The sequence below is a fragment of the Kushneria sp. EE4 genome (assembly GCF_977968315.1).
Window position 1 is genome coordinate 797,970 of record NZ_OZ386212.1, and the last position, 23,765, is coordinate 821,734.

The window sequence follows — 23,765 nt, forward strand, 5'->3', positions numbered from 1 at the left end:
AAAGCGGGGCAATTCGGATAGACTGACCCCTTCCCCTTCGAGACCGTGACAGGTGAGGTTTTCATGCACACCACCCTGACCCGCGTAACCCAGCGCATTATCGAGCGTTCTCATGAGCGCCGTGCGCTTTACGAAGCTCGCATGCAGACACAGCATCGCCGTGGTGTCCATCGTGGCGCGCTTGACTGCGGCAATCTGGCCCATGGCTTTGCCGCCTGCAATGCCTCCGACAAGCAGCAGCTCAAGCTGACCAACAGCGCCAATCTGGGCATCATTACCTCTTACAACGACATGCTGTCGGCGCATCAGCCCTTTGAGCGATTTCCCGACATCATTCGCGATGCCGCACGCCGCATGGGCTCGACGGCGCAGGTGGCCGGCGGCGTGCCAGCCATGTGTGACGGCGTCACCCAGGGTCAGCCCGGCATGGAGCTGTCGCTTTTTTCGCGTGACAGTATTGCCCGCAGCGCTGCCATCGGACTGTCCCACAACATGTTTGATGCCGCGCTGTATCTGGGCGTTTGCGACAAGATCATTCCCGGTCTGTTTATTGCGGCTGCCCGCTTTGGGCATCTGCCGGCCGTCTTTGTTCCCGCCGGCCCCATGCCCAGCGGTCTGCCCAACAAGGAAAAGGCGCGCATTCGTCAGAAGTTTGCCGAAGGCAGGGTCGGTCGCGCCGAGCTTCTGGAGTCGGAGTCGGCGTCGTATCACGCCCCGGGCACCTGCACCTTTTACGGTACGGCCAACTCCAACCAGCTGATGATGGAGATCATGGGGCTGCATCTGCCGGGTGCCTCCTTTGTGAATCCGAACACGCCGCTGCGCGATGCGCTCACTGCCCATGGCACCGAGCGGGCAATCAAAAACTCCGAGCCGGGCGGGGGTTATCTGCCCTTCTGGCAGCAGATCGATGCTCGGGCCATCGTCAATGCGCTGGTGGGGCTTCTGGCCTCGGGCGGCTCCACCAACCATACTCTGCACCTGATCGCCATGGCAGGTGCCGCGGGCATTACCCTGAACTGGGATGATTTTGCCGAGCTCTCGGCGGTGGTGCCGAGTCTGATGCATGTCTATCCGAGCGGGCAGGCCGATGTGAATCACTTTCATGCGGCCGGCGGCATGGGCGTTCTGATTCGAGAGCTGCTCAAGGGGGGACTGCTGCATGGTGATATCCCGACAGTCACCGGAAAAACCCTTTCGGAAAGCTACACGCAAGAGCCGTTTCTGGAAGGAGACAAGCTGGTCTGGCGCGAAGGGCCGGCACAGAGCCTGGACCCGGACGTGCTGACCGATGTCGAGCATCCCTTTTCGCCGACGGGCGGGCTGACAGTGCTTGATGGCAACCTTGGGCGCGGCGTGATCAAGGTGTCGGCGGTCAAGCCGGAGTTTCGCGTCATTGAGGCGCCGGTGCGGGTATTTGCCGATCAGGACGCGCTCAAGACGGCCTTCAACAACGGCGAGCTGGAGTGCGATTTTATCGCCGTGGTGCGCTTTCAGGGCCCGCGGGCCAACGGCATGCCGGAACTGCACAAGCTCACACCCTATCTCGGGTCGCTGCTGGATCGCGGCTTTCGAGTGGCGCTGGTGACCGATGGCCGCATGTCGGGAGCTTCCGGGAAGGTGCCGGCCGCGATTCACATGACGCCGGAGGCCGTCGATGGCGGGCCGCTGGCCCGACTGCGCGATGGCGACAGGGTTCGCCTCGATTCGGTCAGCGGTCGCCTTGAGGTGCTCGTCAACGCCAGTGAATTTGCCGCGCGGCCGTGCGCCCGCGCCGATCTTGAGGCCTATCATCACGGGCTGGGTCGGGAGATGTTCGCCGGCATGCGTGCGCTGGTCGGCAGTGCCGAGGAGGGTGCCAGTACCTTTGGCGGGTTCGAAGCCGCTGACGTGGCACCAGTCTGCGGCGTTGACGGGGCGCGTACCACGATCTGAGCCAGTTCGTATGGACCCATCTTTATCAACAAAAACACCGGGCCCGCGCCCGGTGTTTTTGCTGGTTCGCCACGACGCTGGCTATTGGTGTGTCTTCGCCGTCTCGGTCTCACGATCGTTCTGATTGGCTCTCTGCGCCGTGTAAAACGCGACATCCTTCAATGGGGACAGCGGCTCCCGGCCGCGGACAACATCAGATAGCTTCTCCGCCATCATGATGGTGGTAGCGTTCAGATTGCCGGTGACAATCACGGGCATCAGCGAGGCATCGATCACACGCAGCCCTTCCATGCCATGTACACGGCCCTGACCATCGACCACAGCGTCCGGTCCCTCGCCCATGCGGCAGGTGCCGCAGGGGTGATAGGCCGTTTCGGCGTGACCCCGAACAAAGGCGTCAAGCTGCTCATCGCTTTGCACGTCAGGGCCCGGGGCAATCTCGCGGCCACGATATGGGTCCAGCGCCGGCTGTTCGATGATGCGTCGCGTCACGCGAATGGCATCGCGAAACTCTTCCCAGTCCCGTGTTTCGCTCATGTAGTTGAACAAAATGCCCGGCGCCTCGTCCGGATTGCGCGATTTGATTTTGACGCGCCCGCGGCTTTTTGAGCGCATGGAACCGACGTGGGCCTGAAACCCGTGGGCGTCCACGGCGCTTTTGCCGTTATAGCTGATGGCACACGGCAGAAAGTGGTACTGCAGGTTGGGCCAGGACTCACCCTCGTCGGTGCGAATGAAGCCGCCGGCCTCGAACTGGTTGCTGGCGCCGATGCCCTTGCCCTGAAACAGCCACTGTGCGCCGATTCTGGGCTGGTTATACCACTTCAGCGCCGAGTAGAGCGTGATGGGCTGCTTGCACTCGTACTGAATATACATCTCCAGGTGGTCCTGCAGATTCTTGCCCACGCCCGGTAGCTCGTGAACGACGTCAATGTGCATCTCGTTGAGCCAGTCAGGATCACCCACCCCCGAGCGCTGCAGGATGGCCGGAGAAGCAATGGCGCCGGCGCACAGCAGCACTTCACGACGGGCACGCACCTGCTGGTTTTTGCCCCGGCGGGCGTAGGTAACGCCTGTGGCCCGTTTGCCCTCGACCAGTATGCGGTCGGTCACGGCATGTGTTTCGATCGTCAAATTGGGGCGATGGCGGGCAATGTCCAGATAGCCGCGTGCGGTCGAGGACCGCCGTCCGTTGGGCGTGGTGGTACGATCCATCGGCCCGAAGCCTTCCTGCTTGTAGCCGTTGAGATCATCGGTTTCACCATAACCTGCCTGCTTGCCGGCTTCGATGAAGGCGCGGTTGACCGGATTGGTGGTTGGCCTGGGGGTGGCCACCTGCACCGGGCCGTGATCGCCGTGGTAGTCGTTACCACCGATATCGCGGGTTTCGGCCTTTTTGTAATAGGGCAGGCAGTGGGCATAGCCCCAGTCATCAAGGCCCGGCAGCTCGGCCCAGCCTTCCAGATCCATGGCGTTGCCGCGGATGTAGCACATGCCGTTGATCAGCGACGAGCCGCCGAGCCCCTTGCCACGACCGCACTCCATGCGCCGATCATTCATGAAGGGTTCGGGTTCGGTCTCAAAGGCCCAGTTGTACTGCTTGCCCTGCAGTGGATAGGCAAGCGCTGCGGGCATCTGGGTGCGAAAATCCAGCCGATAATCCGGGCCGCCGGCTTCGAGCAGCAGCACGGTGACATCGTCGTCCTCGGTCAGACGCGCCGCGAGAACGTTGCCGGCCGAGCCGGCACCGATGATGATGTAGTCGTATTCACGTGTATCAGCCATCAAGCCCTCCTGAGGAGTCATGGGCGGATCATCGAAACGAAAAGCTGGCCGGATGCCCGCCGAGGCAGAATGAAACCCGGCGATCAAAAGGCCGATTCAAACGGGCCCATTTCGATCTGGATGGATTTGACCCGGGTATAGTGCGCAAGCGTCAGCAGCCCGTTTTCACGGCCCACGCCGGACTGCTTGTAGCCGCCGACCGGCATCTGGGCGGGGCTGTCCCCCCAGGTGTTGACCCAGCAGATGCCGGCTTCGAGCTGATGCACCACGCGATGCGCCCGATTGAGTCCTTCGGTGAACACTCCGGCGGCCAGACCGTAATCGGTGTCATTGGCGCGGCGAATGACGTCTGCTTCATCATCAAAGGCCAGAATCGACATGACCGGGCCGAAGATCTCTTCTCTGACAATGCGCATGTCGTCACTGCAGTCGGTAAAGATAGTAGGGGCCACGAACGCCCCCTTGCCGAAATCGCCCTGTGTCATGCGCGCACCGCCCACCAGCAGGCGGGCGCCGTCCTGTCGTCCGGCGTCCAGATAGTCGCAGACCTTTTCCATGTGCTCAAAGCTGACCAGCGGCCCGAAATTGGTGGTCGGGTCCATCGGGTCGCCGGCCTTCACGCGCTCGACGCGCTCGATCAGTTTCGCTTCAAAGGCTTCCTTGACCGAGCGCTCCACGAACACGCGCGTGCCGTTGGTGCAGACCTGACCGGTGGAGTAGAAGTTGGCCATCATGGCACCGTCAGCGGCGCGATCGAGATCGGCATCGGCAAAGACGAGCAGGGGAGACTTGCCGCCCAGCTCCATGGTGACCTCCTTGAGCGATGACGACGCCGAAGACGCCATGACTTTCTTGCCGGTACCCACTTCGCCGGTAAAGGAGATCTTGTCGATGCCGGGGTGTTCGGTCAGCATGGCGCCAACGCGGCCATCGCCCTGTACGACGTTGAAAACGCCGTCCGGCAGGCCGGCTTCAGTAAATATCTCGGCCAGCATCAGGGTGGTCAGCGGGGTGACTTCGCTGGGCTTTAAAATCATGGCATTGCCGGTGGCCAGTGCCGGGGCCGATTTCCAGCAGGCAATCTGGATCGGGTAGTTCCAGGCACCGATGCCGGCACAGACGCCAAGCGGCTCGCGCCGGGTGTAGGCAAAGGAATCGGAACGAATGGGAATCTGCTCGCCCTCAACGGCTGCAGCAAGGCCTGCGTAGTATTCGAGCTGGTCGGCGCCGGTGACGATATCCACGGCCGTGGTTTCGCTCAGCGGCTTGCCGGTATCCATGGATTCGACGCGGGCAATCTCGTCGTTTCTTTCGCGCAGCAGGGCCACGGCACGATTGAGAATGCGGGCGCGCTCGACACCGGTCATTGCCCCCCAGATCTTCTGACCGCGGCGCGCCGATTCAACGGCTCGATCGATATCGTTTTGGGAGGCCTGCTGGATCTCGGCCAGTACGTCACCGTTGTAGGGATTGATGGACTCAAAGGTCTCACCCGAGGTTGCGTTAACGCGTTTGCCGTCGATATAAAGCTGCTGGGTCTCGAACGTGGCCATGGGGCCTCCCGAATAAGCAATAAGGTTCAAAGTGCTGTAAAGAAAAGCCCGGCGTCAGGCTTTCTCGTTGCCATCAAGCTGCTCATCGATATAGCGACAGGCAAGCAGTACGGCGCTGGAAGTATCAAATTCTTCGGATGCCAGCGCCCCGCGCAGCCACAGGCCATCGATAAGGGCTGCCAGCCCGCGGGCGGCACGGCGTGCCTGAGTCAGCGGCAGATGCTTTCTGAACTGATGGGTGATATTGGAGTAAAGTCGACGGTCGTTGACCCGCTGCAGCCGCTGAAGGTTGGGCCTGTGCATACTGGTGGTCCAGAAGGCCAGCCATGTTTTCATTACCGCCTGGCTGACCTGGCTGCGATCAAAGTTGCCTTCCACGATCGCGTAAAGATGCGCTCTCGCCTCATTGCTGTTCAACGCCTGGCGTCGCCGGGCAACCGAAGCCCCGAGATCGCCGAGAATGTGGCGCATGGTGGCTTCAAGAAGCCCGTCCTTGCCACCGAAATAGTGGCTGATAATGCCGGCAGACACGCCGGCACGTCGCGAAATCTGCATGATCGTACTGTCGGCCAGACCCGCCTCGTCAATCGTTGCCATGGTGGCCTCGATCAACTGCTGTCGACGAATGGGTTCCATACCTACCTTGGGCACCGCTCCCTCTCCTGTAGTGGAAGGCATATAACGTTCTTCAGAGTAGCGACCTTTTATTGAACGATCAATCAATCAAGAGTGCCGGCCCGGGTGTCAGAGGCGGTTGTGGCCGGGGCGCGGTATAAAATGGGCCGGGCCGTGAGGTTGGGGTGGTGGGTAAACGTCGCAGGAGCACGGGCCCATGTGGGGAAATATTGGTCGTCGGCAGACCGGGGGCATTCAGGGGATTGGCATGATCGATGCGCTTCTGTACAATGCGCACGGTCGCCGGCTACGTAGCTCAGCTGGTTAGAGCACATCACTCATAATGATGGGGTCCCCTGTTCGAATCAGGGCGTAGCCACCAGCGACAGGCAATATTCGCGCAATCATGCGAATGGCGCCGGGGTCTTTATCAGGGCCTTGACGTTTTTTCTGAAATACGTATACTACGCCGCGTATTCGGAAAGACATTCCCCGATAGCTCAGTTGGTAGAGCAAATGACTGTTAATCATTGGGTCACAGGTTCGAGTCCTGTTCGGGGAGCCAATACATTCTGATACTTCGTTGTTCCCTGATAGCTCAGTTGGTAGAGCAAATGACTGTTAATCATTGGGTCGCAGGTTCGAGTCCTGCTCAGGGAGCCATTTACCGCATGACTACTGACGGTAAATCACGCCAGCCAAATCGATAGTGCCTTCCTGCTGTTCTTCAGAGTCTTCTTTGTTTACCTTTAAACATCCTGCATTTGAATCACGACTTTTCTGATCCTTTATCGTTAATCGCTGATTTAACTTTCCAGTTTCTTTGCTCGGCAATGTTTCGGTCCGTGTTTGACTCGATAAATTGCGTTTGTTATAAGAAATTGTAGTCCACGCCGTGAACGGTTTTTGCTGCCCCCTTGTTCTTGATATTTCGTGTTGACCTGTCGGCCAGCCATTCTTCGTTCATGTATTGATTGACGGACTGCATTTTTGTTCTGGCGTATTATATCGATCTGTAACGTTGATTCATGACGCACGCCTTGCCTGTTTCGATGCCGTTCCCCATTTATGCCTGACGGCATTATATTTGTCCGTAATATCAATAATTTCAGGAATGTAAAAGAATGCCTCGCGAGAGAAATTTGTCCATCAAGGACAAGTGGTCACTTGATAATCAGCTTGGCGAAATGCTGAGAAACCTCGAAAGGGAAGAGCCTGCCGGCCCCGGTTTTTCCGACGAACTTGAAGCATTAATGCGCAGTTACGGCATGAGTCATCAGGATACCGTAACAATATTAAGACTCATGCAGCAGTCATGAAATAATTAGTCATTATTTTTTGCATTAATGGCAGTCGCCGTTAAATAGTTATATGAAGTTCTTTTGCCCGACAATAAAAAGGGGCTGCCTGTATCAACAGGCAGCCCCTTTTTTCAGCGTTATTTACTGGCGCGGGGCGCGTGTTTTTTGTGTCTGGCCCGTATCGATCAGTAGCGCGTAATCGAGCAGGATTTCTACGCTCTCTTCCAACGCTGCCTTCTGGATGGGCGATTCGGACTGTGAATCATCATCGCCTGTGCCCAGTGCTTCGTCACGGGCATCGGTCCATGTGTCGATTTCCGGCATCCCGAGTGCGCGTCGGCGCTGGTTTTCAAGTGCGAGCTGTTCGGCTTCCTGTGCCTCCATTTCGCGCTGTCTCTGCTCCCGATTGAGACTGACCGTATTGTTCTGCGCCTGGAACTGCTCGGCCAGCTGTGCCTCACGCGTGAGGTAATGAAAGTTGGGGTTGTCCTGAGCGCGCTGCTCGTGCTTTTGCCTGAGCTGCGTGACGAACTGCCAGGGTTCGCCGTACGTACGGTAGCTGACCGGGCGTACCGTATCCCAGGGCAGGGCGTAATCCAGTGCGCTTTCACCGATTTCATCCCTGTCGATCAGACTGGGGAAGGCGATATCGGGTTCTACGCCACGAAGCTGGGTACTTTCTCCCGAAATGCGATAGAACTTGGCACGTGTCAGTTTCAGCTCGCCGTGGCTCAAATCACTGAGCGTCTGAACGGTTCCCTTGCCAAAGGTCTGGTTGCCCAGCACCAGGCCGCGGCCATAATCCTGAATGGCGCCGGCAAAGATTTCCGAGGCCGAGGCGGACAGCCTGTCGACCAGCACGCCCAGCGGGCCATCATAGGCGACGCCACGATCCGTATCGCCGTACAGGCTGATGCGTCCGCGGGCGTCTCGAACCTGAACGGTAGGGCCGCGATCGATAAACAGGCCCACCATCGAATTGGCTTCCTGCAGCGCGCCGCCGCCGTTGCCGCGCATGTCCAGCACAATGCCTTCCACATTCTGCGCCTTGAGCTTTTCGATCAGCTGGGCCACATCGCGTGTCGAGCTGCGATAGTTCTGATCGCCGGCCTGATAGGCATCAAAGTCGACATAAAAGGCCGGCACCTTGATGACCCCGACACGATGGTTTTCGCCATTGCGATGGGATTCGACGATACGGCTGCTGGCGGCCTGGTCTTCCAGACTGACGGTGTCGCGCGTGATTTCGATGGTACGCGTCTGGGTCACATCAATGGCTTTCGCCGGGATGATTTCCAGGCGAACTTTCGAGCCCTTCGGACCACGAATGTGTTCGACGACTTCGTCCAGACGCATACCGATGACACTGATCATTTCCCCACTGTCGCCATCACCCACGGCAACGATTCGATCGGCCGGCTTGATCTGACCGCTGCGTTCGGCGGGGCCGCCGGAGACCAGACTCGAGACGCGAACGTATTCGCTGTCCTGCTGGAGAAGGGCGCCAATGCCCTCCAGCGACAGCTTCATCTGGATATCGAAGGACTGACCGCGGCTTGGAGAGAGGTATTCAGAGTGTGGATCAATGGAACCCGTGGCGGCATTGAGGATAACGCTCAATACGTCCTCGGTATTGGTCTGCCTGACGCGTGACAGCTGGCTCTTGTATCGGTCGGCCAGCTGTTGGGCAATTTTTTCGTTGCTCATGGGTTGTCTGCCCTGGTCGACGGGCGCTTCGGGTTCAGAGACCCGGGCCGGGACGGTGGCAATTTCAGACAACACACTGGTATCGACCACCGGCAGCGACTCGGATGTTTCCGGGGCAAGCGACAGGGTCAGGGCAGCATTTTTGAGGCGTCGGCGCCACAGGTCATCCAGCTCGCTTTGGCTTTCTGCCCAGTTAGCGTCTTCAAGATTGGTAGGCAGGCGTTCGTTGCCGGTAAAGTCAAAGTCGGGCTGATTTTCGAGTCGATCGATCAGCCATTCAAGCCGGTTTTCCAGTCGCGTCTGGTAGAGATTGTAAAACGCATAGACGCGATCCAGGTCGCCTTCGACCAGCATTTCGTCAAGACCGGTACGCAAATCGCTGAACTGTGCGATGTCTTCTCGTGTCATGTAGGCGTGCTGGGAATCCAGCAGTTTCAGCATGCGGTTAAATACCCGGTCTGCCCAGCCATTGTTGAGGGTGACCGGCTCATAGTGGCCATATTCCAGTGATTGAATGACTTCCCGAGACGCCTGTCGCCCCTCGTCGGTCGGCTTGATTGCCTCATCGCCCATTGCGGGCAGGGCAGTCAAAAGGCACAGAGCGAACACCGCAATATTGCGGGCTGGGGCAAACAGGCTCATCAAGGAAGCACTCCCGGGTTCATGTACACTTTGTATGCTGTTAATACAGGATTAAAAGGATCTGTTGCAGGTCAGCAGGCAGGGCGATCATTGTAGCAGCCCGGCGTGCTTATCACCGATAGGTAGTATGGGAGAATTACGTGTTTCATTCCTCGACAATTACTGATTTATTCGATTTTCTCAAGTGTTCCCCTACGCCGTGGCATGCGGTCGAGGAGATGGCCTCGCGTCTTGAAACCGCAGGCTTTACAGCGCTGGACGAAACGCAGCCATGGCAGCTTACCCCCGGTAGTCGCTATTACTGTACGCGCGCCGGCGGGGCCCTGGTTGCCTTTCAACTGCCCGACGCCGGCCCGCTCGAATCGCTTCGCATGGTGGGCGCGCATACGGATAGCCCGGCGCTTCGCCTGAAGCCTCAGCCTGTCCAGATGTCTGCACACTGGATGCAACTGGGCGTCGAGGTTTATGGCGGCGCGCTTTTGGCGCCCTGGTTTGATCGGGATCTTGCCGTTGCCGGGCGGGTCTATCTGCGCAACGCTCAGGGCGGGCTCACCGAAAAGCTTTTTCAGGTGGACCGACCGATGGCCATTATCCCGAGCCTTGCCATCCATCTTGATCGTGACGTCAATCAGGGCAAGGCGCTCAACGCCCAGACGCAGATGGCCCCCGTCATCTGGCAGGCCGGCCCCGAGCGGGAACCGCCTTCGATCGAATCGCTGATCGAGCGCTGGCTTTTCGAGCAGCATGGTCTCAAGGATATCGGCATCGTTGACTACGAGTTGAGCTTTTACGATGCGCAGCCGGCGTCAAAGCTGGGTCTTGAAGGGGAGATGATCGCCGGGGCACGTCTGGATAATCTGCTGTCGTGCTATTGTGGCATGCGCGCACTGATGGAAAGTGACGGCAGTCAGGGCGCGCTGTTTGTTGCCAACGATCACGAAGAGATTGGTAGTGGCAGTACCGGCGGGGCGCAGGGCACATTACTGGGTGACGTCGTATCGCGTCTGGCGGAAGCGCAGGGGGCCAGCGGTGCCGAAGGGCGCATCCGGTTACTGCAAAATTCCCGATTGATCTCGTGTGACAACGCGCACGCGGTCCACCCGAGCTATCCCGACAAGCATGATGCGCGTCATCAGCCAGCGCTCAATAAAGGGCCTGTCATCAAGGTCAATGCCAGTCAGCGTTACGCCACCAGTGCCGCGACTGGGGCGCTCTTTCGTGAGCTGTGTCGCGAGGCCCGGGTGCCGGTGCAGACCTTCGTCAGCCGTGCCGACATGCCGTGCGGAACAACCATCGGCCCCTTGAGTGCGACGCGTACCGGCGTGCCGACGCTGGATATCGGGCTGGCCCAGTGGGCGATGCATTCCATTCGCGAAACGGCAGGCGCGCATGATCCGGACTATCTGATCCGTGCGCTGACGGCATTTTGTAATCGCGACCAGCTCGTCTGAGTGGCCCATGGAGTAGACATAAAAAAACGGCATCCGAGGATGCCGTTTTTTCGTATCTGGTGGCTACGCCCTGATTCGAACAGGGGACCCCATCATTATGAGTGATGTGCTCTAACCAGCTGAGCTACGTAGCCGTTCAACGCGAGCGCATACTACGCAAAGGCTGTCAGCGCGTCAAGCATTGTACCGGCGTTTTCAGACGTTGAAACGAAAATGCACAACGTCGCCGTCCTTGAGCACATACTCCTTGCCTTCCAGGCGCCATTTGCCGGCTTCCTTGGCGCCCTGTTCACCATTGAGGGAGACAAAGTCCTCGTAGGCGACGACTTCGGCGCGGATGAAGCCCTTCTGGAAATCGGTATGAATGACGCCGGCACCCTGCGGTGCGGTGGCACCGATCGGCACCGTCCAGGCGCGGACTTCCTTGACGCCGGCGGTAAAGTAGGTCTGAAGGCCCAAAAGGCCGTAGCCGGCACGGATCACGCGATCCAGTCCCGGCTCTTCCATGCCCAGTTCGTCGAGGAACATGGCGCGCTCTTCTTCCTCGAGCTCGGCAATCTCGGCCTCGATCTTGTTGCACACCGGCACAACCACGGCGCCTTCTTCGGCGGCGATGGCGTTGACCACATCCAGATGCGCATTGTTCTCAAATCCTTCTTCATGCACGTTGGCAATGTACATGGTGGGTTTGAGCGTGAGAAAGCCAAAGCTTCTGAGAAGTTTTTTCTCGTCGTCATTGAGACCGAAGCTGCGCAGCGGCTGGCCTTCTGCCAGATGCGGCTGAATACGTTCCAGCAGCGCCTTGCTGGCGATGGCGTCCTTGTCGCCACTTTTGACCACGCGCGCCAGTCGCTGCAGGCCGCGCTCGACGCTGTCCAGATCCGCCAGGGCCAGCTCGATATTGATGGTTTCAATATCGGCGCGCGGGTCGACTTCGTTGGACACGTGGATCACGTTGTCATCGTCAAAGCAGCGCACTACGTGCGCAATCGCATCGGTTTCACGGATATTGGCCAGAAACTGGTTGCCCAGACCTTCGCCCTTGGACGCACCGGCCACCAGACCTGCGATATCGACAAACTCCATGGTGGTCGGGATGACCTTTTCCGGCTTGACGATTTCGGCCAGCCGGTCAAGGCGTGGATCCGGCATCGGCACGAGGCCGGTATTGGGTTCGATGGTGCAGAAGGGGAAGTTTTCTGCATCGATACCTGACTTGGTCAAAGCGTTGAAAAGCGTCGATTTACCCACGTTGGGCAGGCCGACAATACCGCAATTAAATCCCATGGATGTGCATCCTGCAGTGTAGGGCGATGTGTTCGACTCGACCCGCTCGGGGTCGATATGGCGCAAAGTTTACCTGTTGCGGCGGTCGGGCCGCTACCGCCGGGGTGATGTCCGTCGGCCGGCAAGGCCCACGCCGCAGGCGGCCAGCCCCATGCCGCCAACCTGTAGCGGCACAAGCGTTTCGTCAAAAAGGAGCCAGCTCAAAAGCGCCACGACCGGCGGCACCAGATAAAAAAGAGATGCAACACTTGAGACCGAACCGCGACGAATCATGACCAGCAGCAGGGAGATCGCGCCGACCGACAGGCCAAATACTGACCATAAAAGGCCTGTCCATGCCTGCCAGTTCGACTCGAAGCGCATGCTTTCGGTGGCCATGGCGAGCGGCAGTGTCACCACAAGAGCGCCGATAAACTGAATGGCGGCATTGGTACGAAGATCAGCGCCTGGGCCGGTTCGTTTTTGCCAGATGGTGCCCAGCGTAATGCTCAGCATGGCGATCACGACCGCCACCAGCGCCATCGGGTCGATCTCGCCGAAATCTGTCTGCAGTCCGGGCAGCAGCACCAGAAGCGTGCCGGCCAGGCCGATCAGTACCCCCAGCCACTGGCGAGCATCGGGGCGCTCATTGAGCATGGAGCCGGCGAAAAAGGTGGTGGCCAGCGGCTGAAGCCCGACGACGAGCGCCGCTACGCCTGCCGGAAGGCCGCGATCGACCGCCCAGAAAACGCCACCCAGATAAAGGCTCTGCAGCAAAATGCCGACCAGCAGTGCCCGCGTCCAGGCCGTGCGTCCGCGAGGCCAGCGGGCACCGACGGCCTGGGCAATCAGCACAAACACCAGCGCACTGAGCAAAAACCGGTAGCTCAGGAAAGTGAGCGGGTCGGTCCAGGGGGCAACCAGCCGTGCGGCGATAAACCCGGTGGACCAGATGCCGACAAAGGCCAGCGGTACAAGGCGTTCTAGCGTCATGACAGAAAGCTCCTGCAGCGAGTATCGTCGCGCAAGGCTAGGCCGCGCTGAAACTGTGAAGCTGGTTCATGGCGCGCGCCCAGTCGCCGGACAGCGCCAGCGGCAGGGTCTCGAGCGAGGCCTCGATGGCCTCATCGATGGCACGGCGCTCGCTTTTGCCCGGGGCGCCCAGCACGTAATTGACCACCTGACTGGCGCTGCCGGGGTGGCCAATGCCCAGTCTCAGACGGTGGAAATTCTTGTTCTGGCTCAGGGCATTGATGGTATCACGCAGACCGTTGTGGCCGCCGTGACCGCCGCCCTGCTTGTACCGCGCCTGTCCGGGAAGAAGGTCAAGCTCGTCATGCACCACCAGAAGCGATTCGGGCGGCAGCTTGTAGAAGGCGGCCAGTGCACCGATCGACTGGCCGCTGTGATTCATGTAAGTGGCAGGCGCCAGAAGGTGAATATCCTGACCTTCGATGGTGGCGCGTGCGTAATGTCCGAGCAGCTTGCGCTCGCTGCGCAGCGTGGCGTGATAGCGACCGGCCAGCGCCTCGATCAGCCAGAAACCGGCGTTATGACGGGTCTGCGTGTACTGGGCGCCGGGATTGCCCAGCCCTATGATCGCTTTGATATCGCTCATGAGGCGTTCTCGCTTTTGTGATCACAACGCCCTGCGGTGCATGCAGGCCATAAATCAGAACGGCCGGGCGAGCCGGGCAAATGGCCCGGCCCGACCGGCCGTCAGGTATCAGATGGCAGGCGCCATCCTTAGACCTGCTCGCCCTCGCCGCCGTTATCGGCTTCGGTGCGCTGAACGTCGGAAGACGGATCGCCTTCGCCTTCAGGATCATCGGTGCCACGGTCCGGATGCGTGATGGTCACGATGCCCATGTCGTGGTCTTCGCCATGCGTCAGCGCCACGATGGTAACGCCCTTCGGCATCGGGATGTCGGACAGGTGCAGCGTGTCACCCAGTTCCATGTCGGCCACGTTGACTTCCAGATACTCGGGAAGGTCGGCCGGCAGGCAGGTAACTTCAACGTCGTTGGCCAGTACGTGCAAAACGCCGTCCTGTTCACGAACACCCTTGCACTCTTCATCGCCTGCGAAGTGCAGCGGCACGGTGATGGTCAGCTCATGAGTGGCATCCACGCGCATGAAGTCGGCGTGCGTGATCAGTTCCTTGTAGGGATGACGCTGCAGATCACGAATAACCACCTGCTCCTTTTTGCCATCAACATCGATGTTGATGATGGAGGAGAAGAAGGCTTCATCTTCAAGCGCCTTGTAAAGGGCCGGCTTTTCGATGGCGATCGGCTGCGGCTCGGCGGTGCCGCCATAGATAATGGCCGCGACACGTTCGTTCGCGCGACGCAGGCGGCGGCTCGCACCTTTCCCCAGCGCCGTACGAGCGACAGCGGTCAGTTGATAATCATGTTTCATGGGTTGGACCCTCATTGGTTCAAGTCGAAAACGACACGGCCCGCGACCAGACCTGTGCCGTTTTGTCGGGCTTTCGCATCATGCGAAAGCGGATACCGGCGCGATGTCAGTGAAACATCGCGCTGACGGATTCTTCATTGCTGACGCGCCGGATCGCCTCGGCGATCAGACCGGCCACCGAGAGCTGACGAATCTTGCCGCTGCGACGAGCATGTTCGGCCAGCGGAATGGTGTCAGTCACGACCAGCTCGTCGAGCTGGGATTTTGAAATATTGTCGACCGCCGGACCGGACAGAATGGCGTGTGTCGAATAGGCCATGACGCGGCGGGCGCCGTGCGCCTTGAGTGCTTCGGCGGCCTTGCACAGCGTGCCGGCCGTATCGACCATGTCATCGACCAGCACGCAGGTGCGATCCTTGATATCACCGATGATGTGCATCACCTGGGCCTGATTGGCCGACGGGCGACGCTTGTCGATGATGGCCAGATCGGCATTAAGCTGCTTGGCGATGGCACGAGCACGCACGACCCCGCCAACATCGGGCGAGACGATGGCGATGTCGTCGTAATTCTGGCGTTCGATGTCATCGAGCAGAATGGGCGAGCCGTAGACATTGTCGACCGGAACATCGAAAAAGCCCTGAATCTGATCGGCATGCAGATCCATGGTCATGACGCGGTCCACGCCGGCCTTGACCATCATGTCGGCGACCACCTTGGCGGAGATCGGCACGCGCGCCGAGCGCACGCGACGGTCCTGGCGGGCGTAGCCGAAGTAGGGGACCACGGCGGTAATGCGAGTCGCGCTGGCCCGACGCAGGGCATCCACCATCAGGATCAGTTCCATCAGGTTGTCGTTGGTCGGAGCACAGGTCGACTGGAGAATAAAAACGTCCTTGCCGCGCACGTTCTCGTTGATCTCGACCGCGATCTCGCCATCGCTGAACTGACCGACCGTGGCATGGCCCAGACGATTATCGAGGCTCTCGGCCACCTTGCGGGCAAGCTCGGGGTTGGCGTTCCCCGCGAAGACCATCAGTTTAGACACGCGCAGCCACCTTTGGACGCTTGTAGAAAATCGGGGTGGTTTGAAGTCAAGCGTGGATGACATCGAAAAGAGATGGCTGGGGTACCAGGACTCGAACCTGGGAATGCCGGTACCAGAAACCGGTGCCTTACCACTTGGCTATACCCCAGTAACCCTTGATGCAAGCACTGACGCTTGATGCTTCATGATACTCCGGTACTTGATGATACCCGAAGCCTGTTCAGAGCCTGATGCAGAGGAGAGATGTTACAACCGCGTGCCCTGAAAACGCTCCAGCGGTCCGGGTACGCATGCCGGGCGATACCATAAAGTATCTCCTGTTCCAGTTCAAGCGCTGCCGTTTCTTCCTCCAGAGGACAGAAAACGCAGGCGCCGGTTCCGGTCAGCATGGCGGGTCCGTAATGTCGAAGCAGATCAATGACCTCACCGATTCCCGGCTCAAGTCTTCGCACCACGGCCTCGCAGTCGTTGTGACCTCCCTGCAGGGCGCGCGACATACTAATCAAGGGGGTGTCGCGTGTCAATTGCGCATGGCCGAAGACGCCGGCCGTCGACACGCTCACCCCCGGGTGAATCACGACGAACCAGGGGGTGTCCAGTGCCGCCGGTACCAGCCGTTCCCCGACCCCTTCGCCCCAGGCGGCAAAGCCCCGCACGAACACGGGCACATCGGCCCCGAGCGACAGCCCAAGCGTTGCCAGCGTGTCGGTATCCAGATCGAGCTGCCAGAGATGGTCAAGTGCCAGCAGGGTTGTGGCCGCATCGGAGCTGCCGCCACCCAGACCGCCGCCCATGGGCAGTCTCTTTTCAAGCGTGATATCTACCCCCGGCAGGGCCTGATCGACCGTTGCCTGTAAAAGGCGGGCCGCACGGACGATCAGGTTGTCTTCGGTGCTGACGTTCTCGATCGCCGGCGACAGGGTAATGGCCTCATCGTTACGCAGGCGAAAGTGGAGGGTGTCGCCGTGATCGAGAAACTGAAACAGGGTCTGCAGTTCGTGATAGCCGTCCGGGCGCTTGCCCACGACATGCAGCATGCGGTTGAGCTTGGCCGGTGCCGGCAGGGTCAACGAGGCATTTCCGGTCATGGCAGTTCTGCCTGTCCCGGCTGCCAGCGGTTGATGACCAGCGTGGTGCGGATGTCGTCATAGGTCATGACGATGCGTCGCGGCAGCCACAGACCGTCTGCCTGGCTCCAGTCACGATAGTCGATGTGCCAGCCGGCCTGATCAAGCGTTGCCGGAAAGCCGACATCGTCTTCGCTCATGCGGTGCGGGCCGCGCGGGTCAGGCAGGGCGCGCACCCAGTAGACCAGTGATGACAGCGGCAGCGACCAGCCCATCTGCTGCGCCATCAGTTCTTCCGGGGTGGTCGCCTGAAAGGTGCCATCGCCATTGGTCAGTGTCACCTGACGGCCATCGCCTTCCAGCGTGTTGCGTCCCGTGCCCCAGGGGCCACTGACCGAGATGCGGTATTGATCGCCGCGCTGGATCCAGTCCAGATTGGCGCTCTGACTGTCGTCCGGAGTGCGGATGCCAACCTTGCCGGCGGCTGTCCAGCTGTCCAGGGCTTCAAGCCGGGGCTGCTGGCTGCGCCAGTCGCCGGGAAGGCGGTCCTGTTTCTGCGAGGGTGCCTGAGTGGCACACCCGGCCAGAAGGGCGATCAGGGCGAGGGTCAGAAACTGTAGCGTGCGACCGATCGCGTTACCTGACGTCATGGGGTGTTCTCCTGAGAAGTGGCGGTAGAGGATGTTGCTGTAGCGGGTGGCGGGCTCAGCGGTGTCAGCAGCGGATAGCGACCCAGCAGATCATCGATGGTGGGGTGCGTGCGAAAGCGCGCCGTGGCGCCTGCAATGATGCGACGTGCCTGCTCGCTGTCACCGCTGGCCCAGAGCGCTTCTGCCAGATGCGCGGCGACCTCTTCATCCGGCATCAGGGCGTAGGCCTGTTTGAGCAGGGCCACGGACTGATCAAGCCGGCCCAGATGAAAGTAGGCCCAGCCCAGACTGTCGATTACCGGGGCCGACTCCGGCGCCAGCCGGTGGGCGCGTTCCAGAAGCTTTAGCGCCTCTTCGTGGCGTTCGGTCTGCTCGGTCAGGGTATAGCCCAGCGCGTTGAGAGCGTCGACATTGTCGGGGTCGCGCTCAAGCAGGGTGCGCATATCACGTTCCATGGCCTCGAGATCCTGATGTTCGATGGCGCGAATGGCGCGTATATAGAGAAGGCTGTTGTTGTCGGGTGAACGCGCCTTGATGGCGTCGTCGAGCAGTTCATCGGCGCGCGCTCGCTGATCGTTTTGATCCAGCAGGGAAAGCGAAAGCTCCATGAGCACGGCAGACTGGTCGGGATGGTCCTTTTTCTGGTCCTGCAGCCAGTTCAGGGCATCATCGATGCGCTGGCGCTCAACCAGCAGCTGGACGCCGCGCACGCGCGCCGCCGTGAAGTGCTCGCCTTCGGGGACACGCGCATACAGCGCCAGCGCCTGATCAAGGTCATCCAGTCTTTCACTGGCGAGACCGGCCAGCATATAAAGCTCGCCCGAAGGGGCAGCGCTGTCATCTTCCAGCGCCGGTGCCAGCAGTCGCTGTGCAGCGTGGGGATGATCGTTGCGCAGATAAAGCCGGGCCAGCGCCAGACGCAGCTCAAGATTGGCCGGCATCTCCTGCATCAGGGTGTCGAACTGCTGTTCTGCGGCATCGACATCGTCCATGGCCAGATTGGCCTGGGCCATGGCCAGAATGAAGCGGTTATCTTCGGGGGCGAGTTCATGGCCGCGCCGGGCGTGTTTCAACGCCTCGGCGGCATCATCACGATCCAGTGCAATCTGGCTGCGGGCCAGCCAGAGCGCCGGCAGTTTGTCATCAAGGGTTTCGGCGCGCTCAAGATCCCGGTCGGCCGCGTCGTTATTCCCCTGTAGCGAGCGAAGCAGGGCGCGTGCCGTTAACGCATGGGGCTGGTCGGGGTGGCGTGTGAGGTAGCTTTCAAGCGGTGCCAGCAATTCTTCGGCACCGGCGCCACTGGTAATGGCGTCTTCCAGAAAGGCCTCCAGATCGGCGTCCTGACCGCTGGCGTCGACCTCGAGCAGCAGTGCCATGGCCGTGGCCCATTCACCCTGTTCGGCGGCGGCGGCGGCCAGAATGCGGCGGGGCGGCGCGCTTTGCCGGTCCAGCGCTGCCCAGTGATTGGCCGCGGCCACAACCAGACGGGGATCATTGCTCAGACGCGCCATCTGTGTGGCGCGTCGCGCCAGGCCAATGTCCATATGGCGCTGGCTCTGCTCCACATAGGTGCGGGCGGCCAGTCCCAGGTCGCCGCGCTGGGCGGCAATGTCGGCGCCCAGAAGCGCCCCAAGGGTTGCACCGTCAAGGCCTGCCCGGGAGGGCGCATCCTGACCCTGATTATTGTCGCTCTGCGTTTGGGTGCTGGCATCAGGTGAGGTCGGCGTGGTCGCGTGGTCACCGGCAGTGGCAAAGGATATCGGCCAGAGTGCCGCAGGCAGCAGCAGGGCGGCCATCGATAGCCATATTGTGCGTTGGCGCATCCGTATCCTCATTGATGGCGAAACCTGCAGGCGCTATGAGGCTGATGAAAGCGTTACATCCCATGGCGCCCGGGGCTATGTTAGAATGCTCGACCATGAAGTGCGAGCACCGCGGCATGGCGCAGGCCGCCGGTGCCATTCACAAGTAACATGCGCACTGTATCACCGATAACGGACCTGACCTGACGGGGCCGGATACCTGACACATTATCCAGTCACGTCTCAGCGTTCTACACGAACGTTATAGCTAATACGGTATCACGATGCTTCTTTCCCTAGGCATCAATCACAAGAGTGCGACCCTTGAAGTACGCGAGCAGGTCGCTTTCTCCTCCAGTCAGATGGCGCTGGCGCTTGAAGACCTGACATCGCTTGTCGAAGTTCAGGAAGCCGCCATTCTGTCGACCTGTAATCGAACCGAGATCTATTGTCGGCTCGAAGGGGGAGACGAGCGTCTGGTGCTTGAATGGCTCGGTCATTTTCATCGTCTGCCCGTCGAGTCGCTGCAACGCTGCGCCCGATGGCACCGTGACGGCGAAGCCGTGCGTCATTTGATGCGCGTGGCCTGTGGTCTGGACTCCATGGTGCTCGGAGAACCCCAGATTCTGGGGCAGATCAAGGGTGCCTATCAGGTGGCCAGAACCCATAACACTCTGGGCAGTGATCTCGAGCGTCTTTTCCAGCATACCTTTGCCGTGGCCAAGCAGGTGCGCACCGAAACCGGTATCGGTGAAAACCCGGTGTCGGTGGCCTATGCCGCCGTCAATCTGGCCGGGCGCATCTTCGATGACATTCGCCAGTCCCGCGCGCTTTTGATCGGTGCCGGCGAAACCATCGAGCTGGTGGCACGCCACCTTCGCGATGCCGGCATTCAGGGCATTATCGTGGCCAATCGCACGCGCGAGCGCGCCCAGACGCTGGCCGATGAGGTCAACGGGGTGGCAATCGGGCTGGACGAGCTGGAAAACGCGCTGGTCTGTGCCGACATCGTGATCTCCTCGACCGGCAGTCCCACGCCGCTTCTGGGCAAGGGGATTGTCGAGTCGGCGCTGAAAACGCGCAAGCACCGCCCCATTTTCATGGTGGACATCGCCATCCCGCGGGACATCGAGCCGCAGGTGGGCGAGCTTGACGACATCTTTTTGTACAGCATTGATGATCTCAACGAGGTCATCAGTGAAAACCGCCGTTCGCGCCAGGCCGCCGCCGACCAGGCCGAAGAGATGATTCTGGCCAATGTCTCGGCCTGGCAGCACGAAAGACGGGTGCGCAGCGCCGGCGACCTGATCCGGCGCCATCGCCATCAGGCCGAGCGCCTGCGTGCCGAGGCTGAAAGTGAGGCGCTGGCGGCGCTGTCACGCGGTCAGGACCCCGAGCGGGTCATCCAGAAATTGACGCAGCAGCTCACCAACCGGCTGCTGCACGGTACGACTTCACGCATTCGCGCGGCCTCCGGTGCCGAGCGGGTGGATCTGATCCAGGCTGCGGAGGAACTCTTGATCGACGACAGCGCGCTGCACCAGGAATCGCCATGAAGGCCTCGCTCAGAGACCGCCTTGACGGCTTTGCCGAACGTTTTGAAGAACTCTCGAGACTCCTTTCCGACCCGGGCGTCATCGGTGATCAGACCCGGTTTCGCAACTACTCGCGCGAGTATGCCGATCTGGAAGAACTGGTCGGACACTGGGCACGCCATCGCAGCCTCGAGGCCGATCGTGACAGCGCCGGTCAGATGCTTGAAGACAGCGATCCGGACATGCGCGCCATGGCGCATGACGAGATTGCCGACATCGACGAGAAGCTCGAAGCGCTGGAGCCGCAGCTGCTGCAGCTTCTGATCCCGAAGGACCCGGACGATCAGCGCAGCGTCTATCTCGAGGTGCGCGCCGGCACCGGCGGCGATGAAGCCGCACTCTTTGCCGGTGATCTTTTTCGCATGTATTCGCGCTACGCCGAAAGCCGCGGCTGGAAAATGGAAACCGTCAGCGCCAGCCACGGCGAACAGGGCGGGTTCAAGGAGATCATCGCCCGTGTGGCCGGCGGCGATATCTATGCCCGGCTCAAGTTTGAATCCGGCGCGCATCGGGTGCAGCGGGTGCCGGCGACCGAATCCCAGGGGCGCATCCATACCTCGGCCTGCACGGTGGCCGTCATGGCCGAGGCCGATGACGTCGCCGAGGTCGAGCTCAACCCGGGTGATCTGCGTGTAGACACCTTCCGCGCCAGCGGCGCCGGCGGCCAGCACGTCAATACCACCGATTCCGCGATCCGCATTACGCACCTGCCGACCGGTACCGTGGTGGAATGCCAGGACGAGCGCAGCCAGCACAAAAACCGTGCCCGCGCCATGTCGCTACTGGCGGCCCGCCTCAAACAGAGTGCCGAAAGCGCCAGACAACAGCAGCAGTCCGATACGCGCCGTTCGCTGGTGGGTTCGGGCGATCGCAGCGAGCGCATCCGCACCTATAACTTCCCGCAGGGCCGGGTGACCGATCACCGTATCAACCTGACGCTCTACAAGCTTGGGGAAGTCATGACCGGTGCGCTTGATGACATCATCGATCCGCTGGTGCATGAATATCAGGCCGACCAGCTGGCGGCCATGACCGGCGAAAACGGCTGACAGGAATGACTGACAAGAGCTTTCATGCGCATTGATCAGGCCCTGTCCGATGCCGTGGCCCGTCTTGCCCGTCACGCCACTGGCGAGACAGCCACGCCCCATCTTGATGCCCAGCTGCTGCTGGCCCATGTGCTGGGGCGTTCGCGGACCTGGCTTTATACCTGGGGGGATCGCGAGGTTGAACCAACCGAAGCCAAGCGTTTCAATGCCCTGGTTGAGCGGCGTGAGCAGGGCGAACCGGTGGCCTGGCTTTTGGGCTATCGCGAGTTTTTTGGCCTGCCTCTCGCCGTGTCGCCTCATACCCTGATCCCGCGTCCTGATACCGAAACCCTGGTCGAACAGGCGCTGACGCATATGCCGACGAGCGATGTGCGTGCACTGGATCTGGGCACCGGCAGCGGCGCCATTGCCCTGGCGCTGGCGTCTGAACGCCCCGACTGGCAGGTGACCGGTATCGATATTGTTGCAGAAGCCGTCACCCTGGCGCAGCGCAATGCCGAGACGCTGGGCATCACCAATGTCCGCTTTGAGCAGGGCGATTTCTTCTCGGCGCTGGCGCCCTCCATGCGCTTTGAGCTGATCGTCAGTAACCCGCCCTACATCGACGCGTCTGATGAGCATCTGGGGCAGGGCGATGTGCGCTTTGAACCGCGCTCGGCGCTGGTGGCAGGGCAGGACGGCATGGCCGATCTGCTGCACCTGATCGAGACTGCCCGTGATTTTCTGACCGTCGGTGGCTGGCTGATGCTGGAGCACGGCCATCAGCAGGGCGAGGCGGTGCGGGCGGCGCTGGAAAATGCGGGCTATACGGCCGTTGGCACCTGTCCCGATCTGGGCGGGCGCGAGCGGGTCAGTCTGGGACAATGGTCTTCTGTTGCCCTGAATCCCTGATCGCAGTATGAGAGTGACCATGAACGACGAGCAGCTTCTGCGCTACAGCCGCCAGATCATGCTCAACGAGCTTGATTACGAGGGCCAGACACGCCTCATGGCAGGTCATGTACTGATCATCGGGCTGGGCGGACTGGGCTCGCCGGCGGCACTCTATCTGGCGGCCGCCGGTGTGGGCATGCTCACGCTGGCCGATGATGACCGGGTCGATCTTTCCAACCTGCAGCGCCAGATCGCCCATAGCGAGGTGGATATCGATCACTTCAAGGCGCAGTCGGCGGCCGAGAGTATTGCCGCAATCAATAGCCACTGTCGGACGCAGGTCATCACCGAACGTCTCCAGGGAGAAGGGTTACAGCATGCCGTGGCCCGTGCCGATGTCGTGCTCGACTGCACGGATCGCTTTGAAAGCCGGGACGCCATCAATCGCGCCTGCGTGGCCGCCGGCACGCCACTGGTCTCCGGCGCGGCCATTCGCTTCTCGGGGCAGCTGGCCGTCTTTGACCTTCGCGACCCGGCCGCCCCCTGTTACGCCTGCCTCTATGGCGACAGCGCCGCTGAAGATCAGCTGACCTGTGCCGAGAGCGGCGTCATCGCCCCGCTGGTCGGCATGATCGGCAGCTATCAGGCGCTCGAGGCCCTGAAGCTTCTGGGCGGCTGTGGTACGGCGCAGAAAGGGCTTGCCACCTTTGATGGCCTGAGCGGGCAGTGGCGACACTTCGGGCTGGGGCGTGATCCGCACTGCCCGGTGTGTGAGGACAGGGACTGACGGTTCTGGCAGAACAGTCGCTACCGCAGGTCATGATGCCGCGTCTTCCGACGCGGTTTTTTACGTTGGCGCTGTATTCGATGGAAAAGTGCGATCATCGAGTCATGAGCCGCTGAATCGTTCACCGGTTCTGCCACGGCCGAATCGGGTCGGCCAAAAAAAGGCTGTAAACCTTGTCGGCCCATGGCCTCTCGGTACGCATTCCCACCATAATGCTT

19 protein-coding genes and 5 tRNA genes are annotated in these 23,765 nt (G+C 60.6%); 10 read left to right on the forward strand and 14 right to left on the reverse strand.

The annotated features are described in order from the left end of the window. Nucleotides 1-63: 63 nt before the first annotated feature. A complete protein-coding gene (gene edd, locus ACXMYO_RS03585) occupies nt 64-1,935 on the forward strand; it encodes a phosphogluconate dehydratase (RefSeq protein WP_457807835.1) in 1,872 nt (623 codons plus the stop codon). A gap of 81 nt (nt 1,936-2,016) precedes the next feature. Here the strand turns inward: edd and betA are convergent, their stop codons facing one another. From betA to betI, 3 genes are all read right to left on the reverse strand, one after another. After that, the gene (gene betA / locus ACXMYO_RS03590) at nt 2,017-3,720 is read right to left on the reverse strand and encodes a choline dehydrogenase (protein WP_457807836.1); all 1,704 of its coding nucleotides are present in this window, start codon (nt 3,718-3,720) and stop codon (nt 2,017-2,019) included. Nucleotides 3,721-3,803: 83 nt separating this feature from the next. Beyond that, nucleotides 3,804-5,273, reverse strand: coding sequence for a betaine-aldehyde dehydrogenase (gene betB / locus ACXMYO_RS03595; RefSeq protein WP_457807837.1), 1,470 nt, complete (start codon nt 5,271-5,273; stop codon nt 3,804-3,806). A 54-nt stretch (nt 5,274-5,327) separates the two neighbouring features. Continuing rightward, entirely contained in the window at nt 5,328-5,924 is a 597-nt protein-coding gene (gene betI / locus ACXMYO_RS03600) for a transcriptional regulator BetI (RefSeq protein WP_457807838.1), read from the reverse strand. 269 nt (nt 5,925-6,193) lie between these two features. Here betI and ACXMYO_RS03605 point away from each other — a divergent pair. The 4 genes from ACXMYO_RS03605 (at nt 6,194) to ACXMYO_RS03620 (ending at nt 7,207) form a co-directional block, all read left to right on the forward strand. Then, nucleotides 6,194-6,270 (forward strand) — tRNA-Met (locus tag ACXMYO_RS03605). Nucleotides 6,271-6,377: 107 nt separating this feature from the next. Continuing rightward, nucleotides 6,378-6,453 (forward strand) — tRNA-Asn (locus ACXMYO_RS03610). 22 nt (nt 6,454-6,475) lie between these two features. Further along, a tRNA-Asn gene (locus ACXMYO_RS03615) sits at nt 6,476-6,551 on the forward strand. 479 nt (nt 6,552-7,030) lie between these two features. Next, a complete protein-coding gene (locus tag ACXMYO_RS03620) occupies nt 7,031-7,207 on the forward strand; it encodes a hypothetical protein (protein ID WP_457807839.1) in 177 nt (58 codons plus the stop codon). A gap of 123 nt (nt 7,208-7,330) precedes the next feature. Here the strand turns inward: ACXMYO_RS03620 and ACXMYO_RS03625 are convergent, their stop codons facing one another. Next, nucleotides 7,331-9,538 carry a carboxy terminal-processing peptidase gene (locus ACXMYO_RS03625; RefSeq protein WP_438766862.1) on the reverse strand — a complete coding sequence of 736 codons (2,208 nt, stop codon included), beginning with the start codon at nt 9,536-9,538 and terminating at the stop codon, nt 7,331-7,333. 140 nt (nt 9,539-9,678) lie between these two features. Here ACXMYO_RS03625 and ACXMYO_RS03630 point away from each other — a divergent pair, with 140 nt between their 5' ends. Then, entirely contained in the window at nt 9,679-10,989 is a 1,311-nt protein-coding gene (locus tag ACXMYO_RS03630) for a M18 family aminopeptidase (RefSeq protein WP_457807840.1), read from the forward strand. Between the two features lie 57 nt (nt 10,990-11,046). Here ACXMYO_RS03630 and ACXMYO_RS03635 read toward each other — a convergent pair. From ACXMYO_RS03635 to ACXMYO_RS03680, 10 genes are all read right to left on the reverse strand, one after another. Beyond that, a tRNA-Met gene (locus tag ACXMYO_RS03635) sits at nt 11,047-11,123 on the reverse strand. 61 nt (nt 11,124-11,184) lie between these two features. Further along, entirely contained in the window at nt 11,185-12,276 is a 1,092-nt protein-coding gene (ychF, locus tag ACXMYO_RS03640) for a redox-regulated ATPase YchF (RefSeq protein WP_457807841.1), read from the reverse strand. Nucleotides 12,277-12,369: 93 nt separating this feature from the next. After that, nucleotides 12,370-13,248 (reverse strand): DMT family transporter, encoded by an 879-nt coding sequence (locus tag ACXMYO_RS03645; protein ID WP_457807842.1) that lies wholly within the window; start codon nt 13,246-13,248, stop codon nt 12,370-12,372. Between the two features lie 37 nt (nt 13,249-13,285). Then, nucleotides 13,286-13,873, reverse strand: a complete 588-nt coding sequence (gene pth / locus ACXMYO_RS03650) for an aminoacyl-tRNA hydrolase (RefSeq protein ID WP_457807843.1) — start codon at nt 13,871-13,873, stop codon at nt 13,286-13,288. A 128-nt stretch (nt 13,874-14,001) separates the two neighbouring features. Next, nucleotides 14,002-14,676 (reverse strand): 50S ribosomal protein L25/general stress protein Ctc, encoded by a 675-nt coding sequence (locus ACXMYO_RS03655; RefSeq protein ID WP_438766872.1) that lies wholly within the window; start codon nt 14,674-14,676, stop codon nt 14,002-14,004. 106 nt (nt 14,677-14,782) lie between these two features. Further along, the gene (locus ACXMYO_RS03660; RefSeq protein WP_438766874.1) at nt 14,783-15,724 is read right to left on the reverse strand and encodes a ribose-phosphate diphosphokinase; all 942 of its coding nucleotides are present in this window, start codon (nt 15,722-15,724) and stop codon (nt 14,783-14,785) included. Nucleotides 15,725-15,797: 73 nt separating this feature from the next. Then, a tRNA-Gln gene (locus ACXMYO_RS03665) sits at nt 15,798-15,872 on the reverse strand. A 34-nt stretch (nt 15,873-15,906) separates the two neighbouring features. Further along, on the reverse strand, nt 15,907-16,812 hold the full coding sequence (gene ispE, locus ACXMYO_RS03670; RefSeq protein ID WP_457807844.1) for a 4-(cytidine 5'-diphospho)-2-C-methyl-D-erythritol kinase: 906 nt from the start codon (nt 16,810-16,812) through the stop codon (nt 15,907-15,909). Further along, a complete protein-coding gene (lolB, locus tag ACXMYO_RS03675) occupies nt 16,809-17,441 on the reverse strand; it encodes a lipoprotein insertase outer membrane protein LolB (protein ID WP_438766878.1) in 633 nt (210 codons plus the stop codon). The genes ispE and lolB overlap by 4 nt, the downstream gene beginning before the upstream one ends. Next, nucleotides 17,438-19,264: a tetratricopeptide repeat protein gene (locus tag ACXMYO_RS03680; protein ID WP_457807845.1), complete on the reverse strand. Its 1,827-nt coding sequence runs from the start codon at nt 19,262-19,264 to the stop codon at nt 17,438-17,440. Before ACXMYO_RS03680 ends, lolB begins: the two co-directional genes overlap by 4 nt. A gap of 263 nt (nt 19,265-19,527) precedes the next feature. Between ACXMYO_RS03680 and hemA the strand changes: the two genes are divergently transcribed. Genes hemA through ACXMYO_RS03700 form a run of 4 tightly spaced genes read left to right on the forward strand, consistent with a single transcriptional unit; the run spans nt 19,528 to nt 23,547 of the window. Beyond that, a complete protein-coding gene (hemA, locus tag ACXMYO_RS03685; protein ID WP_457807846.1) occupies nt 19,528-20,799 on the forward strand; it encodes a glutamyl-tRNA reductase in 1,272 nt (423 codons plus the stop codon). Further along, complete coding sequence (gene prfA, locus ACXMYO_RS03690; protein ID WP_115853479.1) at nt 20,796-21,887, forward strand: peptide chain release factor 1; 1,092 nt, start codon at nt 20,796-20,798, stop codon at nt 21,885-21,887. The genes hemA and prfA overlap by 4 nt, the downstream gene beginning before the upstream one ends. A 24-nt stretch (nt 21,888-21,911) precedes the next feature. After that, complete coding sequence (gene prmC / locus ACXMYO_RS03695; RefSeq protein ID WP_457807847.1) at nt 21,912-22,778, forward strand: peptide chain release factor N(5)-glutamine methyltransferase; 867 nt, start codon at nt 21,912-21,914, stop codon at nt 22,776-22,778. A 19-nt stretch (nt 22,779-22,797) separates the two neighbouring features. Continuing rightward, nucleotides 22,798-23,547, forward strand: a complete 750-nt coding sequence (locus tag ACXMYO_RS03700; RefSeq protein ID WP_457807848.1) for a HesA/MoeB/ThiF family protein — start codon at nt 22,798-22,800, stop codon at nt 23,545-23,547. The last annotated feature ends 218 nt before the right edge of the window (nt 23,548-23,765 follow it).

Excerpts from the sequence above, each read along its gene's own strand:
- edd (WP_457807835.1), top strand. The coding sequence starts at position 64 with ATGCACACCACCCTGACCCGCGTAACCCAGCGCATTATCGAGCGTTCT.
- betA (WP_457807836.1), bottom strand. The coding sequence starts at position 3,720 with ATGGCTGATACACGTGAATACGACTACATCATCATCGGTGCCGGCTCG.
- betB (WP_457807837.1), bottom strand. The coding sequence starts at position 5,273 with ATGGCCACGTTCGAGACCCAGCAGCTTTATATCGACGGCAAACGCGTT.
- ACXMYO_RS03625 (WP_438766862.1), bottom strand. The coding sequence starts at position 9,538 with ATGAGCCTGTTTGCCCCAGCCCGCAATATTGCGGTGTTCGCTCTGTGC.
- ychF (WP_457807841.1), bottom strand. The coding sequence starts at position 12,276 with ATGGGATTTAATTGCGGTATTGTCGGCCTGCCCAACGTGGGTAAATCG.
- ACXMYO_RS03645 (WP_457807842.1), bottom strand. The coding sequence starts at position 13,248 with ATGACGCTAGAACGCCTTGTACCGCTGGCCTTTGTCGGCATCTGGTCC.
- pth (WP_457807843.1), bottom strand. The coding sequence starts at position 13,873 with ATGAGCGATATCAAAGCGATCATAGGGCTGGGCAATCCCGGCGCCCAG.
- ACXMYO_RS03655 (WP_438766872.1), bottom strand. The coding sequence starts at position 14,676 with ATGAAACATGATTATCAACTGACCGCTGTCGCTCGTACGGCGCTGGGG.
- ispE (WP_457807844.1), bottom strand. The coding sequence starts at position 16,812 with ATGACCGGAAATGCCTCGTTGACCCTGCCGGCACCGGCCAAGCTCAAC.
- lolB (WP_438766878.1), bottom strand. The coding sequence starts at position 17,441 with ATGACGTCAGGTAACGCGATCGGTCGCACGCTACAGTTTCTGACCCTC.
- ACXMYO_RS03680 (WP_457807845.1), bottom strand. The coding sequence starts at position 19,264 with ATGCGCCAACGCACAATATGGCTATCGATGGCCGCCCTGCTGCTGCCT.
- hemA (WP_457807846.1), top strand. The coding sequence starts at position 19,528 with ATGCTTCTTTCCCTAGGCATCAATCACAAGAGTGCGACCCTTGAAGTA.
- prfA (WP_115853479.1), top strand. The coding sequence starts at position 20,796 with ATGAAGGCCTCGCTCAGAGACCGCCTTGACGGCTTTGCCGAACGTTTT.
- prmC (WP_457807847.1), top strand. The coding sequence starts at position 21,912 with ATGCGCATTGATCAGGCCCTGTCCGATGCCGTGGCCCGTCTTGCCCGT.
- ACXMYO_RS03700 (WP_457807848.1), top strand. The coding sequence starts at position 22,798 with ATGAACGACGAGCAGCTTCTGCGCTACAGCCGCCAGATCATGCTCAAC.